Source organism: Ruegeria sp. SAZA006, from assembly GCF_059613465.1.
On record NZ_JBXWSO010000004.1, the window covers coordinates 599,176 to 615,314 of the forward strand.

Below are 16,139 nucleotides of genomic sequence, written 5' to 3' on the forward strand. Positions count from 1 at the left end.
CCGGAATTCGCCCATGACCGACAATTTCACCATCCGGCGCGCCCCGCGTCCCTACGATCCCGAACTGGGGCGAGAGGCCTGCGCCGCAGTGCCGGATCTGACCGCTGATCAGTCCGAACTGGTGACCGGTGCCGCAGGCAGCAGCCCGTACCTCAAGAGCTTGATCGACCGTGAGCGCAATTGGCTGGCCCCGGCGCTGGATCGGCCGCAGCACGCCCTTGCGCAGATCATGGACGACGCGCGCGCGTTGGCTCCTGACCAGTTGAAACCGGGCCTGAGGCAGGCCAAGCATCGGCTTGCCTTGCTGACGGCCCTGGCCGACCTGTCCGGAGCCTGGAACCTCGAGCAAGTCACGACGGCACTGACCGACTTTGCGGCGCTTGCCGTGGACATCGTTGCCAAGGCAGAGATCGCGGCGCTGATCCGGCGCAAGAAGCTGCCCGGCATGACCGAAGACGACGTGGAAACCGCCGCCGGTATGGTGATCCTGGCGATGGGCAAGATGGGTGCGCACGAACTGAACTACAGCTCGGATATCGACCTGATCGTGCTGTTCGACGAAACCCGGTACGATCCCGACGATTTCTATGAGGCGCGGCAAGGCATGGTGCGGGCGACGCGCAATTTCTGCGCTACGCTCAGCGACAAGACGGCCGATGGGTACGTGTTCCGCACCGATCTGCGCCTGCGCCCCGATCCTGCGGTTACGCCCGTCTGCATGGCGACCGAGGCGGCCGAGCGCTACTACGAAAGCCTGGGCCGCACTTGGGAGCGTGCCGCCTATATCAAGGCCCGCCCCTGCGCCGGTGACATCGCCGCCGGACAGCGGTTTCTGGAAACCCTGCGGCCCTTCGTCTGGCGCCGCCATCTGGATTTCGCCGCCATCCAGGACGCCCACGACATGCGCCTGCGCATACGCGAGAACAAGGGCACCGGTGGGGCTCTGACGATCCCCGGCCATGACATGAAGCTGGGGCAGGGCGGCATTCGCGAAATCGAGTTCTTTACCCAGACCCGGCAGTTGATCGCCGGCGGCCGTGACCCCGATCTGCGGGTGCGTGGCACGGTGCCGGGGCTGGCGGCGCTGGCGGCCAAGGGCTGGGTGCCGCAAGACGTGGCCGACAGGCTGACCGACCATTACCGCGCCCATCGCGAGGTCGAACACCGCATCCAGATGGTGCATGACGCGCAGACTCACAAGGTGCCGAAATCGCCCGACGGAATCGAGCGCATCGCCTGCCTGATGGGCACCACCAGCGCCGACCTAACGGCCGATCTGACCCGTCGCCTGACCGAGGTGCACGAGCTGACCGAGGGCTTTTTCGCGCCCGGCGCCGGCCCCGCGCCGACCGCAACGCCTGAGGTCGAGTTCGACGCCGGCGTTCTGGCCCGGTGGACAACCTATCCCGCGCTGCGCTCGCAACGGGGCGCGCGCATCTTCGAGCGGCTCAAGCCCGAGTTGCTGGCCCGGCTGGCCAAGACCGCCCGGCCCGACGAGGCGCTGCTGGCGCTGGATGGGTTTCTGGCCGGCTTGCCCGCTGGGGTGCAGCTGTTTTCCCTGTTCGAAGCCAACCCGCATCTGATCGACCTGCTGGTCGACATCGTCGGCACCTCGCATGCGCTGGCCGCGCATCTGTCGCGCAATGCGCAGGTGTTCGACGCGGTGATCGGTGGCAGCTTCTTCGCCGAATGGCCCGGTCCGTCCGCCTTGCAGGCTGAACTGTCCAACGCGCTGGCGGCTGAATCGGACTATGAAACCCAGCTGGATCTGGCGCGGCGCTGGTGCAAGGAATGGCATTTCCGTATCGGTGTGCACCACCTGCGCGGTCTGATCGACGGGTTGCAGGCGGGGCGGCAATACGCGGACCTCGCGCAGGTTGTCATCGCCGCGATCTTACCCTGCGTAGAGCGACAGTTTTCGCAGAAGCACGGCTCCCCTCCAGGGCGTGGCGCTGTAGTGCTGGGTATGGGGTCGTTGGGGGCCGCTCGGCTGAATTCGCAATCCGATCTGGATATGATCGTGATCTACGACCCGCAAGCGGTGGACATGTCCGACGGCCCCAAGCCACTGGCCACACGCACCTACTATGCGCGCTTTACACAGGCGCTGATTACCGCCCTGTCGGCGCCGATGGCGCAGGGACGGTTGTACGAGGTCGACATGCGACTGCGGCCGTCCGGCAATCAGGGGCCAGTTGCTACAAGCTGGGCCAGCTTCACTCATTACCAACAAGAGGAAGCCTGGGTTTGGGAGCATCTGGCCTTGACACGCGCGCGCGCAGTTGCAGGCAACACGGATCTGGCCGCCGATTTCGAAGCTTTCCGCACGCAGTTCCTGTCTCGCCCGCGCGACAAGGATCAGGTCCTGCGCGAAGTGTCGGATATGCGCGCACGCCTGGCGGCGGCGAAATCTCCCGCCGGTGTCTGGGATGTCAAGACCGGCCCCGGCCGTCTGCTGGATATCGAACTGATGGCCGAAACCGGCGCGCTGTTGTCCGGCGCGTCACAGCGCGACGTCGACTCGGGCTTGGACGGAGCGGTCGCTGCGGGTCTTTTGGATGTCGCTCAGGCGCAGGTGTTGAAGGACGCATATGATCTATGCTGGTCGGTGCAATGCGCGGCGCGGCTACTGTCGGGCAAGGTGATCGAGGCCGACAAGATCGGGCAGGGGGGCACGGCCTTTCTGTGCCGGGCGACCGGGTTCGAGCAGGTCGAACAGTTACAGTCCGCCTTGCAGGACAGCTATGCCGCCGCAGCCGAAGTGATCGGCGCGGTGATCGAGGAGAGTGCGGATGGCGCGCAGTGACGACCCGAACGACCCCAAGGGCCTGATCCGCGAGGCTTATCGCATCGACGGAATCACGCTGCCCGAGTGCCGCAGCATCTTTTTGGACTGGGCGCTCAGCCTGCCGGACGGGCGCGACCAGAAGCAGGCACTGACCGAGTTGCATGCTGTCTATACGGCACAGGATGCCGACCATCCCATGACACAGGTTCTGCGCGAAGGGCTGGACACCGCGCAGGCTCCGCGCCGGCGCGGCGGCTGGCGGGCGCGCCAACGCTGACGGATCGCGAGAGGGGCTTTTCTGCCCGCGCAATCGCGACTATGAGGGCGCCATGACCCAAGCCGACATGCCCGACCGCCCCAGAATCCGTTTGAAACCCAAAGCCAACGCGCGCGGTCTGCGCCACGGCTTTCCCTGGGTCTATGCCAATGACATCGTCACCGACCGGCGCACCCGCAAGATCGCGCCCGGTGCGCTGGCCGTGCTCGAGGATGACAAACGCGCCCCTATCGCCTTGGTGGCAGTGAATCCGAACTCCAAGATCATGTGCCGGGTGCTGGATCGCGACCTGTCGGCGCAGCTGGATGCCGGGTGGTTCGAAACCCGCCTGCGGCGCGCGCTCGACCTGCGCGAACGGCTGTTCGATGCGCCCTTCTACCGGCTGGTCCATGCCGAGGCCGACGGTTTTCCCGGTGTCATCATCGACCGGTTCGGCGATGCCTGCGTGATCCAGCCCAATGCCGCCTGGGCCGAGGCGCATCTGGATCTTCTGACCGACGCGCTGGTCTCAGTGACGGGTGTGACGACCGTGCTCAAGAATGCCTCGGGCCGCACCCGCGGGCTGGAAGGTCTGGATGACGTGAGCCAGACCCTGCGCGGCACTGCGCCCGATGCCCCGTTGCCGGTTCCGATGAATGGCGCAACCTACATGGCCGACCTGACCGGGGGCCAGAAAACCGGCCTGTTCTACGACCAGCGCCCCAACCACGCCTTTGCCGCCCGGCTGGCGGGCCCCGGCGCGCATGTGCTGGACGTGTTCAGCCATGTGGGTGGCTTTGGCCTGGCCATGCTGGCCGGTGGCGCCGACCACGCGCTGTCGGTCGATGGCTCAGCCGCCGCGTTGACTCTCGCCGAGCAGGGCGCCGTTGCTTCGGGTTTTGGCGACCGCTTTGAAACCCGACAGGGCGATGCCTTCGACGTGCTGACGCAACTGGGCGAGGAAGGCGCGCAGTTCGACGTGGTCATCTGCGATCCGCCGGCCTTTGCGCCGTCGAAACAGGCGCTGGATGCCGGGCTGCGGGCCTATGAACGGATCGCCCGCCTGGCCGCGCCGCTTGTCAAACCGGGCGGTTATCTGGGCCTGTGTTCGTGCTCGCACGCCGCCGACCTGACCCGGTTCCGCGAGGCCTGCGCCCGCGGCATCGGCCGGGCTGGGCGTCAGGCGCAGATGATCCATACCGGCTTTGCCGGCCCCGACCATCCGCAACTGCCGCAACTGGCCGAGAGCGGCTATCTGAAATCCGTGTTCTACCGGCTGTGAAGGCGGTTCTCGACACCTGCGTCATCTACCCGACGGTGATGCGCGAGATGCTGCTGGGCGTGGCGGCGCGGGGCCACTTCACCCCGCTTTGGTCGGCTCGCATCCTCGAGGAATGGGCCCGCGCCGCCCGCAAGCTTGGCCCCGAGGGCGAGGCGCAGGCCCGGGCCGAAATCGCGTTGGTGCAGGCACATTGGCCGCAGGCCGAACGCCCCGAGGCACCCGGTCTCGAACAGCGCCTCTGGCTTCCCGATCCGGCCGATACGCATGTGCTGGCCACCGCCGTCGCCGCATCGGCCGACACGATCATCACCGTGAATGCCAAAGACTTTCCAAGGAATATCCTGGCCGAAGAGGGCCTTGCACGTATCGATCCCGACAGCTTCCTTCACGGCATCTGGCAGAATGATCCGACCAGTGTCGAACGGGTGGCTCAATCGGTTCTGACTGAAGCCAACCGCCTGTCGGGCGACAGATGGACACTGCGCGCATTGATGAAAAAAGCCCGCCTGCCGCGTCTCGGCAAGGCTTTGGCGGCCTGACCTCTTCCCCTGGCTCCAAATATCGCGAGAGGCCGGCCTCTCGCATCCCGACCCTCAGCCACGCTCCCAACGCTGCTCAAGGGCCTCCAGCGCGGCGATCCGCTCGTCCGTCTTGGGATGGCTCATCAGCCAGGCCGGAACCACGCCCGCCCGCTGCTGGGTCAGATCCTCAAGCTTGTGAAACAGGGATTTCTGCGGTCCGATCCCGATCCCGGCCTTGGTCAGCAGGGCGGCTGCGTATTCGTCGGCCTCATACTCGTCCGCCCGCGACAGGCGCGAAGCCAGCAGCGCGGTCAGCGCATTGGCGATCCACGCGCCGATGAAGGGAATGAACCGGTTGAGCAGCATCATCAGCGCCGCCCGCATCGCGTTCTGACCAGAAAAATCGATCATCCGCCGCCGGGCGTGGCCCAGTGCAACATGCCCCAGCTCGTGCGCAATGACGCTGGCCATTTCCTCGGCCGAAACCTCGCCGTTGCGGAACTTGCGATAGAAGCCTCGGGTGATGAAAATGCGCCCGTCCGGTGCGGCCAGCCCGTTCACCGGGTCGATTTCATAGATATAGACCGGCACGCGCGCCACATCCAAGGCGGCGGCCAGGCGGTCGGTCATGCGCTTCAACTCGGGATCGGCCAGTTCGGTCGACTTCGCATCCAGCTCGCGATGCGTGCGCCAGACGGAAATCCGATACATCACAATGGCATAGGCGATCGCCAGCAGAATTGGGGTCAGACGCAACATATCTCAGATATGGGCGGATCGGGATGCGGGGGCAAGTCGTTCCTCATCACTTTCGGGCAACATGGGCGACTTGGGGCAGTTCGTGAGACGGAAATCGCGCGGCGTCAGATCGCAATTTCCATATTTCAAAGGTTGAAATGAAGGCAAAAGCCTTCTAGGGCACAGCGCACGCTGAGCAAGCGCGCTATGCAAGAGGGACAAATGGCCAACAATGATTTAGAAGCCCGGCACCTTGAAACACTGGATCGTGACCTGCGTCGGTTTTCCCGCCTCGAGGTTGCAACGGCGCAGGTCGGGCGGCCGTTCGTCGGATCGGGCATCGCCTTCGTGTTCATCGTGATCGCCGGGACCACGGCTGCTTTGTTGTTCGGACAGGCCAGCAACACGATGATCGTCGTGATCGCGGCCATGTTCGGAGCCTACATGGCGCTGAACATCGGGGCGAACGATGTGGCCAACAACATGGCCCCGGCGGTGGGCGCGAACACGCTGACCATGGGCGGCGCCATCGCGATTGCCGCAATTTTCGAAAGCGCCGGCGCGCTGATCGCGGGTGGAGACGTGGTCTCGACCATCGCCAAAGGCATCATCAATACCGAAAGCATGGGAACGGCAACCGTCTTCATCTGGGCCATGATGGCCGCACTGTTGTCTGCCGCGCTCTGGATCAACCTGGCCACCTGGGTCGGCGCTCCGGTCTCGACCACGCATTCGGTCGTGGGGGGCGTCATGGGGGCAGGGATCGCGGCGGCGGGGTTCGGCGCGGTCAGCTGGGTCAAGATGAGCCAGATCGCAGCAAGCTGGGTCATCTCGCCGCTTCTGGGTGGCATCATCGCCGCCGGGTTCCTGTGGTTCATCAAAGCGCGGATCATCTATCAGGATGACAAGATCGCCGCGGCGCGCAAATGGGTTCCGGTTCTGGTCGGCATCATGGCCGGGGCGTTTGCCTCGTACCTTGCGCTGAAAGGCCTGAAACATCTGTTCAAGATCAACCTGCAGACGGCCCTGGTGATCGGTCTGGTCAGCGGAGTGCTGATCTGGATGGTGACGATTCCGGTCATTCGCCGTCAGGCCGAGGGGCTGGAGAACCGCAACAAGTCGCTGAAGATCCTGTTCGGTATCCCGCTGATCATTTCGGCGGCGCTGCTCAGCTTTGCGCATGGGGCCAATGACGTGGCCAATGCCGTCGGGCCTCTGGCCGCGATCGTTCAGGCTTCGGCGGTGGGTGATTTCACCCATGCGGTGAGCATTCCGCCCTGGGTCATGATCATCGGCGCCTTCGGCATTTCGTTCGGTCTGTTCCTGTTCGGGCCCAAGCTGATCCGGGTGGTCGGCAGCCAGATCACCAAGCTGAACCCGATGCGGGCCTATTGCGTGGCGCTGTCGGCGGCGATCACGGTGATTGTGGCCAGCTGGCTTGGCCTGCCGGTCAGTTCAACCCACATCGCAGTTGGCGCGGTGTTCGGCGTCGGGTTCTTCCGAGAGTGGGACGCTGAGCGGCGCCTGATCAAGGCGCGCGGTGCCGTGCCGGAACGCCCGGTGCTTGCCCCCGAAGAGCGCCGCCGCCGCAAGCTGGTGCGCCGGTCGCATTTCCTGACGATCATCGCGGCCTGGGTGATAACCGTGCCCGCGGCGGCCTTGTTGTCAGGTCTGCTGTTCCTGGGAATTCAGGCAATCGCGGGATAAAACCAAAGCCGGGCTGGCGCTATCGCGTCAGCTCGCGCATGCCGCGTTCCAGCCCGGCCAGCGTCATCGGCACCATCCGGTCTTCGAAGATCTCGCGGATCATGCCGATGGAATGGGTGTATTCCCAGTATTTCTCGGGCACCGGGTTGATCCACAGGTTCGACGTCCACTGTTCGCGCGCGCGTTGCAGCCAGACCTGGCCGGCCTCGGCGTTCCAGTGCTCGTTGGCGCCGCCGGGATAGGCGATCTCGTAGGGCGACATCGACGCGTCACCCACGAAGATGCACTTGTAGTCGGGGCCGTAGGTCCGCAGCACCTCATGCGTCGGGGTCTGCGCATCCCACCGGCGGCGGTTGTCGCGCCAGACGCCTTCGTACAGGCAGTTGTGGAAATAGAAATATTCTAGGTGCTTGAACTCGGCCCGCGCGGCCGAGAACAATTCCTCGACCACCTTGATATGCGGATCCATCGAGCCGCCCACATCGAGAAACAGCAGCACTTTCACAGCATTGTGCCGTTCGGGCCGGGTCTTGACGTCGAGATAGCCATGCTCGGCCGTGGCGCGGATGGTGCCGTCCAGATCCAGCTCTTCGGCGGCGCCCTCGCGGGCCCAGCGGCGCAGGCGTTTCAAGGCGACCTTGATGTTGCGGGTGCCCAGTTCGACCGTGTCGTCCAGATTGCGGAACTCGCGCTTGTCCCAGACCTTGACCGCACGCTGGTGGCGGCTTTCCTTCTGGCCGATGCGCACGCCCTCGGGGTTGTAGCCATAGGCGCCGAAGGGCGAGGTGCCCGCCGTTCCGACCCACTTGTTGCCGCCCTGGTGGCGGCCTTGCTGATCCTTCAGCCGCTCGCGCAGCGTCTCCATCAGCTTGTCGAACCCGCCAAGCGCTTCGATCTCGGCCTTTTCCTCGTCTGACAGGTGCTTCTCGGCCATCTTGGCCAGCCACTCGGCCGGGATATCCACGGCCTCTAGCACCTGGTCGAAGGTGATCTCGGACAGCCCTTCGAAGCTGGCGGCAAAGGCGCGGTCGAACTTGTCGATGTTGCGCTCGTCCTTCACCATCGAGACACGGGCGAGGTAGTAGAACGCCTCGATGTCGTAGGTGGCCAGCCCCTTTTTCATCCCCTCCAGAAAAGTCAGGTATTCCCGCAACGAGACGGGGATGCCGGCTTTTCTGAGGTTTTCGAAAAAGGGGATGAACATCGGCTCAGCCTATCACCCGCACCAGAACAAGCGAAATGGCCAGTCCCGCCAATGCAAATGCGATGCCGTAGCCGGCCGCATATTGGGCGATATCGGCGCCGCTGCCTTTGCGTTTTCGTGCCGTCAGCGCGCCCAGAGCCGCCCCCAGGACCGCTATTCCCACAACCACTAGCATGTGTTCGTCATCCGCCTTTTGCGATGTTACGGGGCCCCCAGCGCGACGTCCTGCATCAACGAGCTGACCACCAATTCCGTGCCAAACCCGTAGCGCGCCCACCCCAGACTGTCCAGCCTGACGGAGCGTGCCTGTTCGGGTTTGCCGGCCTGCTTCAGGGCCTCGGCCTTCAGCAGCAGCAGCGTCGCCAGCATCGAGGCGTTTTCGGCCCGCGTCATCGTCGCTATGGCCCGGTCGAGGTCCGGCAGGGCTTCGGGGCCGCGCCTCTGGGTCAGGGCATAGGCCGCCGTCTGAACAGTGATATGCGCGCGCTGAAGCTCGGTTCCGGGGGTCACGCGCAGGTATTGCAGGGCGATGGCGTATTCGCGCTGCGCTTCCTCGGGGGCGTCGAATTCACCCAGACGGGCCTTCAGATAATGGGGGTACGCCCGGCGGTGATCGGTCCAACCTTGCTCTCGGCCGATCCGCATCGCGCGGTCGATGGCCCGCATTTGCCGCGGCGAGGCCCGGCCCTTGCCGACCGCCAGTTGCACGGCGTCGATCCATTCGCGCGGGGTTTCCGAGATTGGCTGGACGGGCAGATTGGCACCGCGCGGGTTCAGGCGGGCGATGACCCCGGGTATGACCTGGGCCACCTGTTCCCGGGTCATTCCGGTCTGTAGTTCCGGCGCATAGGTCGCGCGCAGGATCAGCATGTCGAACCCGGTCAGGACAGTGTGGAAATTATCGTCGTTGAAGACCGAATCCGGCAGGCGGTACATGTCGTTCAGAGGCCCGATCGCCTGTGCAAGTTCTTCGTGAAGGCAATCCCGCATTTCCTGGGGGCTGACATCGTTGGGAATGAAGATCGCCAACCGCTCGCGGCTGCGCAGCGCGCGCCAACTGCTTTTGGTCTTGCGCTTGTCGCGATTGTATTCCTCGAGGCTGGACGCGTTGGGCACGACGAAACATGCGGCTTGCGGCAGCAGCCGCTGGATCTGGCGCTGGGTCACTGCTTCGATCGTGATGTTGGCCTGCCCATCGTTGACCTGGCGGATGTCGATCCGGGCTTCGCGCTGCAGTCTGGTCAGCAGACGCGTCAGGTCGGATTGCATCGTGGGGGCAGGGGCCCCCGTCAGCCGAACTGTGATCGGACCCTCGAACCGCGTATACACGGGCAGGGCAGTGCCGCTTTCCAGCGAGAAATGCAGGTCCACAAAATCTGCCGCGATGTTCGTATTTGACCGGGCCGGCGGGAAAGGACGTGGCGTACCGAAAGCCTGAGTCACCGGTGCTGCGGCCTCGGTGACCTTGATTTCATCGGGCAACTCAATCCGGTCGACCGAACTGCATCCGGCAAGGACAAAGCCCAGAAATATGCCGGCCAGACGTTTCATGGACGCCGATACTTGAGGAAAGGCGTCAGTTGGCCGAGGCGGTCATAAAGCTGGCGCGCCGTGTGGTTGAACTCCTGCGTCAGCCAATAGACATCGGGCGCGCCTTTTCGGTCGGCTTCGGCATAGACGGCCTCGATCAACGCCCGACCGACACCGGTGCCGCGTACATGCGGGCTGGTATAGAGATCCTGCAGATAGCAGACGTTTTCGATCTTCCAGGCATGGCGATGAAACAGGAAGTGGGTCAGCCCGATCAATTCGCCGTCCAACTCGGCCACTAGGCATGAAAAGTCCTGCGGATCATCTCCCAGTAGGCGCGCAAACGTGCTGTCGTAGACCTCGTCGGGCAATACCGTCTCGTAGAAATCAAGATACGCCCGCCACAACAAGTTCCAACTCGGCCGGTCTTCGGGCTTGAGGGGACGAATGCGCGGCGCTTGGGTCAATTCGGGTGGTCCTGCTCTACAGCGTGCTCGGTGTCGTGTTCTTTGATCTTTGTTGCAGCAATGCTGGCATCAGGCTTGCCGCAAGGCAAGCCGTGATCACCAAGTATTCATGAATGGGCGGGCTTCAGCGCTTGGCGCGCGCCATGAAGGCCAGCCGTTCGAACAGATGCACGTCCTGCTCGTTCTTCAGCAATGCCCCGTGCAGCTTGGGAAGGGCATTGACCCCGTCGCGCTTCAGGTCTTCGGCGTCCAGATCCTCAGCCAGGAGCAGCTTGAGCCAGTCCAGAACCTCGGAGGTCGAGGGTTTTTTCTTCAGCCCCTGCGTTTCGCGGACTTCGTAGAACTGGGTCAGGGCGGTGGTCAGCAGCGCCTCTTTGATGCCTGGGTGATGCACTTCGACGATGCGACGCATCGTGGCTTCATCGGGGAAGCGGATATAGTGGAAGAAACAGCGGCGCAGGAAGGCGTCTGGCAGTTCCTTTTCATTGTTCGAGGTGATGATTACGATGGGGCGGTGTTTGGCCCGGATCGTTTCACCGGTCTCGTAGACATGGAACTCCATCTTGTCGAGTTCCTGCAGCAGGTCGTTGGGGAACTCGATATCGGCCTTGTCGATCTCGTCGATCAGCAACACGACCTTTTCATCGGCGTCGAAGGCCTGCCACAACTTGCCTTTGCGAATATAGTTCGACACGTCGTGCACACGTTCGTCGCCCAGCTGGCTGTCGCGAAGACGGCTGACGGCGTCATATTCGTAGAGACCCTGCTGCGCGCGGGTGGTCGACTTGACGTTCCACTCGATCATCCTGAGACCCAGTGCGCCGGCGACCTGTTTGGCCAGTTCGGTTTTGCCCGTGCCGGGTTCACCCTTGACCAGCAGCGGTCGTTCCAGCGTGACGGCTGCGTTTACGGCAATGGTCAGGTCGTCGGTGGCAACGTATTCGGCTGTGCCTTTGAAACGTGCGGTCATGGGGCCCTCGTATGATGGTCGCAGCAACAGGAGACGGGAACCGGGTTACCTAGGGCGTGGCCGAATGACAAGTCGGGCCGCAGCGTCGCAGGCTGCCAACGACGGGCGCGAGGGACGAATCGCACCGATTCCATCATCCGCTCGCGGGTGTTCTGCCGCAAAATAGTCCTTTCGCTTTCACAGAATGGCAACGATTTGGTGCCCAAAGTCTCATGTTTATACCGGTTCTCATAACGGCGCGTCGGGGTTGCGTTTGGATAGTGACATTCCCCGTCCCGTCAGTTAAACGCTGCGCAGAAGGGGGTGCCAAATGTCAGGCGACACGACCGCAAAAGACGTTTCTGGCCATACCGAGGGAGCCAATATGAAGCAGGAAGTTTTTCTGCCGGAGGACTATCGTCCGGCCGAAGATGAACCTTTCATGAATGAACGCCAGCTTGAGTATTTCCGCCGCAAGCTGCTGAACTGGAAAAACGAACTTTTGGCAGGCAGCCGGGATACGATCGAGGGGCTGCAGGACAGCACCCGTAATATTCCCGACGTTGCAGACCGCGCCAGCGAGGAAACCGACCGTGCGCTGGAACTGCGCACCCGGGACCGACAGCGCAAACTGGTTGCCAAGATCGACGCCGCTCTGCGCCGGATCGACGAGGGCGAATACGGTTACTGCGAAAAAACCGGTGACCCGATCTCGCTCAAGCGTCTGGATGCGCGTCCGATCGCGACCATGACGCTGGAAGCGCAAGAGCGTCACGAGCGTCGCGAAAAAGTTCACCGCGACGATTGATCGCTGGGTTCTTTCAAAAAAGACAAGCGCCGGGGCCTGTGGCTCCGGCTTTTTTGCGTTAAGCCCGTGCCATGAAGATCGACGGTTTGCAAATCGGTGTCATCGGCGGCGGGATCGGCGGAATGGCCGCTGCGCTGGCCTTGCAGCAACGCGGTGCACGGGTGACCGTTCTCGAGCAGGCCGAGGCCTTGACCGAGGTCGGGGCCGGTCTGCAAATCAGCGCCAACGGCATGGCCGTCCTGCGCGCGCTGGGTGTTGTGGATGATCCCGGTCGGGTCGCACAACTCTCTCACGGCACTGTTCTGCGCGATTTCCGGCGGGGCCGCGTCGTCAGCCGTCTTCCGGCACCCTCGGCCGGACCCACGTGGTATTTCCACCGTGCTGACCTTCTAGAAGTGCTGCAAAAGGCGGCCGAGCGCGCAGGGGTGTCGATCAGGCTGGATGCCCGCGTCACAAATGTTCGGAAGCATCCAGCCGACGCCGAGATTGCGCTGCAGGATGGCACCCGGCTGCGCGCGGAATTCGCCGTTGCAGCGGATGGCGGGCGCAGCGGTATCCGGCCCATCCTGAACGGAACCGAAGCGCCCGCGTTCACGCATCAGGTGGCCTGGCGGGCAACGGTGCCCTGGACCGGCCACGATGCCGAGCCCATGGCATCGCTGACAATGGGTCCCGGGCGTCATGTCGTGACCTATCCGCTGCGAAAGCGGTCCATGTTGAACATCGTGGCGGTCGAAGAGCGGTCCGATTGGCGGGAGGAGGGCTGGCGCCTGCGCGGTGACCCCGAGGACCTGCGGGCGCGTTTTGCCGATTTCGGCGGTCCTGCAGGTGCCGCGCTTGCGCAGGTGCAAGATGTTCACCTGTGGGCTTTGTTTCTGCGCCCGGTGGCACAGAAATGGCAGAATGGTCGCGTTGCCCTTTTGGGGGACGCTGCGCATCCCACATTGCCGTTTATGGCTCAAGGGGCGTGCCTCGCCCTTGAGGATGCTTGGATCCTGGCCCGATCTTTTGACGAACAGTCGGGTGTCCGCCGCGCACTCGAAGCCTATGAAATCAAGAGGAAACCCCGCGCGCGCAAGGTGGTCGCAGCTGCCGGTGCCAACGCGCGGAACTTTCATTTGCGCGGTCCCGCACGACTGGCCGCGCAGGCGGCCTTGGCCCTGATCGGTCCGCGCCTGACGCGTCGATACGACTGGATCTACGATTACGACCCGACGGCCTGACGAGTCAGATGTCGAGGTGCACCCAAACAGGGACGTGATCGGACGGTTTTTCATGTCCGCGCACTGCGGCGTCGATCTGGCAATCGCGCATCAGGTCCGCCGCTTGTGGTGTCAGAAGGAAGTGGTCAATGCGAATGCCGTCATTCCGGTTCCACGCGCCGGCCTGATAATCCCAGAACGAATAGTGGCCCGGGCCTTGCGTCCGCGCACGGAATGCTTCGGTGAAGCCAAGGTTAAGAACCTTGCGAAACGCCGCGCGGCTTTCCGGCCGAAACAGGGCGTCTTCGCGCCAGGCCTCCGGGCGTTTCGCGTCCTCGGCTTGCGGAATGATGTTGTAGTCCCCGGCCATGAGGGCCGGCTCTTCCGTGGCCAGAAGATCGCGGGCGCGCTCGTACAGCCGTTCCATCCAGGCAAGCTTGTAGTCGAATTTCGGCCCCGGAGCAGGGTTCCCGTTGGGAAGATAAAGCCCGCAAATCCGCAGCGCCCTCTTGCCGATGACGGTTGCTTCGATCCATCGCGCCTGCTCGTCCTCTTCATCCCCAGGCAGCCCGCGCGAGACGTCTTCGAGCGGATACTTCGAAAGTATCGCCACGCCATTGAAGCTTTTCTGACCATGGGTTTCGACGTTGTACCCGCGTTCCTCAAAGATCTCGCGGGGAAAGTTTTCGTCGACGGATTTGATTTCCTGCAGCAGGACCACATCGGGCTGGGCTTCGTCCAACCAGCGGGGCAGAGCCTCGGCCCGCGCCTTGATGCCGTTGATGTTGAATGTTGCGATTTTCATCCCGGTCCCTCCGAAGCTCTGCCGAAACCTATCGCCCAGAACGGAGGCCATCACAAGGTGTCAGTCAGGTCTGGCGCGGGCACCGGGGCGTTTGGGGACGGATGACGCCATGACGAGCTGGCACAGTTGCCACGGGGCCAAACACGGTCAACCGCACGCTACGGCCGCGTCGAAGGACAGCGGGCGCTCCTGCAGATCATGAAGATATCCAGAGGATGTGGACGCAACGCCCCCACGATTGATCACATCGAAAAAGACGTGCCGCACCCACAGGAAGAGGTTGCGTTGGGGTTGTCGATCACGAACCGGGCGCCGATCAGTTCCTGCGTGAAATCAATCGTCGCATTTTCCAGGAACGGCAGAGATATTTCGTCGACGACAACCTTCTGGCCTTTGCCTTCCAGTACCAGATCATCGTCCTTGGGCTCGTCCAATGCGATTTCGTACTGAAAGCCTGAACACCCTCCGCCTTCAACGGCGATTCGCAGGGCCTTGCCGTTGTCGGCGGCGCCGATCTCGGCAAGCCTCTCGAAGGCGCGTTCTGTGACTCTCGGAGGCAGATTCATGCCATGCTCCAAAGGTTTATTTCCTCGTTGGTCTACAATATAGAAACCCCGGAGACAGGCGACAAGGACAAGACCATTGGAGCGAGCAGGATTTGCTGCCGATCCGGGCCGGGCGCGCGGGCGGCTGGTGCCAGAGGAAGAAAGCAGTTTCCGGTCGTGCTTTCAGCGGGATCGGGACAGGATCATACACGCCAGCGCGTTCCGACGTCTGAAGCACAAGACGCAGGTTTTTGTCGAGCATGAGGGCGACAGCTATCGCACGCGCCTGACCCATTCGATCGAGGTGGCGCAGGTCGCGCGCACGATCTCGGGGGCATTGGGGCTGAACCCGGAACTGACCGAGGCCGTGGCCCTGGCGCATGATTTGGGCCACACGCCGTTTGGTCATACGGGCGAGGACGCTCTGCATGCGCTGATGGCGCCTTATGGGGGCTTCGACCACAACGCTCAGGCGATCCGCATCGTCACCAAGCTGGAACGGCATTACGCGGATTTCGACGGGTGCAACCTGACATGGGAATGCCTTGAGGGCATCGCCAAGCACAACGGCCCGGTTACGGGCGATCTGCCCTGGGCGCTGGCCGAGTGCAATGCCGATTTCGACCTTCAACTGCACACCCATGCCAGCGCAGAAGCGCAGGTTGCGGCACTGTCCGACGACATCGCTTACAACAATCATGACCTGTTCGACGGTCTGCGTGCCGGACTTTTTACCGACGACGAGATCGCCCAATTGCCGATTGTCCGGGAGTGTTATGCCGAGGTGGATCGCAAGTACCCCGGGTTGGATTTTTACCGGCGTCGTCACGAGGCGCTGAGGCGGGTGTTCGGCGTGATGGTTTCAGATGTAATCGACACCTCTCGCGCGGTTTTGGAGAGATCAGGTGCGCAAACAGTCGAGGATGTTCGTCACCTCGGGGCGCCTGTCATCCGCTTCTCGGATGATCTTTGGGCGCGGCTCAACGATATCCGGGCGTTTCTTTTTACCCGCATGTACCGGGCGCCCAGCGTCATGGAGGTGCGCGCCAAGGTCAGTCGCGTAGTCGAGGAGCTGTTCCCGATCTATCTGAGCGACCCGCGCCAGATGCCTCGGCATTGGCATTCGGATATCGAAGGGGCGCCGGACGAGACCGCGCTGGCCCGGATCGTTTCGGACTATATTGCGGGCATGACCGATCGGTTTGCCTTGCAGGATCATGCCCGCCTGACCGGCGCGCAGCCCCCGCAGGTCTAGGGCTGCATGCTGCGAAAGCTGGTTTGGGCCGCTCGCCTGCATTGACCTTGCCGCCTTGCGTGGTAAACCGCTGCGCAAGCAA

16 protein-coding genes are annotated in these 16,139 nt (G+C 63.2%); 8 read left to right on the forward strand and 8 right to left on the reverse strand.

The genetic code is table 11. The annotated features are described in order from the left end of the window. Positions 1–13: 13 nt before the first annotated feature. The 4 genes from glnE to AC2FNZ_RS05695 are packed head-to-tail and all read left to right on the forward strand — an operon-like array spanning position 14 to position 4,865. Positions 14–2,806, forward strand: coding sequence for a bifunctional [glutamate--ammonia ligase]-adenylyl-L-tyrosine phosphorylase/[glutamate--ammonia-ligase] adenylyltransferase (gene glnE / locus AC2FNZ_RS05680; protein ID WP_496839808.1), 2,793 nt, complete (start codon positions 14–16; stop codon positions 2,804–2,806). Beyond that, positions 2,793–3,065: a hypothetical protein gene (locus AC2FNZ_RS05685; protein ID WP_170338699.1), complete on the forward strand. Its 273-nt coding sequence runs from the start codon at positions 2,793–2,795 to the stop codon at positions 3,063–3,065. Before glnE ends, AC2FNZ_RS05685 begins: the two co-directional genes overlap by 14 nt. Positions 3,066–3,117: 52 nt before the next feature. After that, positions 3,118–4,326: an RSP_2647 family RNA methyltransferase gene (locus tag AC2FNZ_RS05690; protein WP_496839809.1), complete on the forward strand. Its 1,209-nt coding sequence runs from the start codon at positions 3,118–3,120 to the stop codon at positions 4,324–4,326. Next, entirely contained in the window at positions 4,323–4,865 is a 543-nt protein-coding gene (locus AC2FNZ_RS05695) for an RSP_2648 family PIN domain-containing protein (RefSeq protein WP_170370627.1), read from the forward strand. The genes AC2FNZ_RS05690 and AC2FNZ_RS05695 overlap by 4 nt, the downstream gene beginning before the upstream one ends. Before the next feature lie 54 nt (positions 4,866–4,919). On the opposite strand, the gene AC2FNZ_RS05700 is transcribed toward AC2FNZ_RS05695, so the two are convergent. Then, positions 4,920–5,606, reverse strand: a complete 687-nt coding sequence (locus tag AC2FNZ_RS05700) for a M48 family metallopeptidase (RefSeq protein WP_093962334.1) — start codon at positions 5,604–5,606, stop codon at positions 4,920–4,922. 201 nt (positions 5,607–5,807) lie between these two features. Here AC2FNZ_RS05700 and AC2FNZ_RS05705 point away from each other — a divergent pair, with 201 nt between their 5' ends. Further along, positions 5,808–7,292 (forward strand): inorganic phosphate transporter, encoded by a 1,485-nt coding sequence (locus AC2FNZ_RS05705; protein WP_496839810.1) that lies wholly within the window; start codon positions 5,808–5,810, stop codon positions 7,290–7,292. A gap of 19 nt (positions 7,293–7,311) precedes the next feature. Here the strand turns inward: AC2FNZ_RS05705 and AC2FNZ_RS05710 are convergent, their stop codons facing one another. From AC2FNZ_RS05710 to AC2FNZ_RS05730, 5 genes are all read right to left on the reverse strand, one after another. Next, entirely contained in the window at positions 7,312–8,496 is a 1,185-nt protein-coding gene (locus AC2FNZ_RS05710) for a vWA domain-containing protein (RefSeq protein WP_496839811.1), read from the reverse strand. A 4-nt stretch (positions 8,497–8,500) separates the two neighbouring features. Continuing rightward, positions 8,501–8,671, reverse strand: a complete 171-nt coding sequence (locus tag AC2FNZ_RS05715; RefSeq protein ID WP_496839812.1) for a hypothetical protein — start codon at positions 8,669–8,671, stop codon at positions 8,501–8,503. Between the two features lie 26 nt (positions 8,672–8,697). Next, positions 8,698–10,047: a DUF2927 domain-containing protein gene (locus AC2FNZ_RS05720; RefSeq protein WP_496839813.1), complete on the reverse strand. Its 1,350-nt coding sequence runs from the start codon at positions 10,045–10,047 to the stop codon at positions 8,698–8,700. Next, a complete protein-coding gene (locus AC2FNZ_RS05725) occupies positions 10,044–10,493 on the reverse strand; it encodes a GNAT family N-acetyltransferase (RefSeq protein WP_496839814.1) in 450 nt (149 codons plus the stop codon). Before AC2FNZ_RS05725 ends, AC2FNZ_RS05720 begins: the two co-directional genes overlap by 4 nt. Before the next feature lie 124 nt (positions 10,494–10,617). Continuing rightward, on the reverse strand, positions 10,618–11,463 hold the full coding sequence (locus tag AC2FNZ_RS05730) for an AAA family ATPase (RefSeq protein ID WP_496839815.1): 846 nt from the start codon (positions 11,461–11,463) through the stop codon (positions 10,618–10,620). Between the two features lie 364 nt (positions 11,464–11,827). Here AC2FNZ_RS05730 and dksA point away from each other — a divergent pair, with 364 nt between their 5' ends. Together dksA and AC2FNZ_RS05740 are read left to right on the forward strand one after the other, a co-directional pair. Then, entirely contained in the window at positions 11,828–12,250 is a 423-nt protein-coding gene (gene dksA / locus AC2FNZ_RS05735) for an RNA polymerase-binding protein DksA (RefSeq protein WP_093962986.1), read from the forward strand. Positions 12,251–12,321: 71 nt separating this feature from the next. Further along, positions 12,322–13,473, forward strand: coding sequence for an FAD-dependent monooxygenase (locus AC2FNZ_RS05740; RefSeq protein ID WP_496839817.1), 1,152 nt, complete (start codon positions 12,322–12,324; stop codon positions 13,471–13,473). Between the two features lie 4 nt (positions 13,474–13,477). Here the strand turns inward: AC2FNZ_RS05740 and xth are convergent, their stop codons facing one another. Next, positions 13,478–14,257: an exodeoxyribonuclease III gene (xth, locus tag AC2FNZ_RS05745; protein WP_496839818.1), complete on the reverse strand. Its 780-nt coding sequence runs from the start codon at positions 14,255–14,257 to the stop codon at positions 13,478–13,480. Between the two features lie 242 nt (positions 14,258–14,499). Next, on the reverse strand, positions 14,500–14,823 hold the full coding sequence (locus AC2FNZ_RS05750; protein ID WP_093962326.1) for a HesB/IscA family protein: 324 nt from the start codon (positions 14,821–14,823) through the stop codon (positions 14,500–14,502). Between the two features lie 76 nt (positions 14,824–14,899). Between AC2FNZ_RS05750 and AC2FNZ_RS05755 the strand changes: the two genes are divergently transcribed. Beyond that, entirely contained in the window at positions 14,900–16,057 is a 1,158-nt protein-coding gene (locus AC2FNZ_RS05755; RefSeq protein ID WP_496839820.1) for a deoxyguanosinetriphosphate triphosphohydrolase, read from the forward strand. The last annotated feature ends 82 nt before the right edge of the window (positions 16,058–16,139 follow it).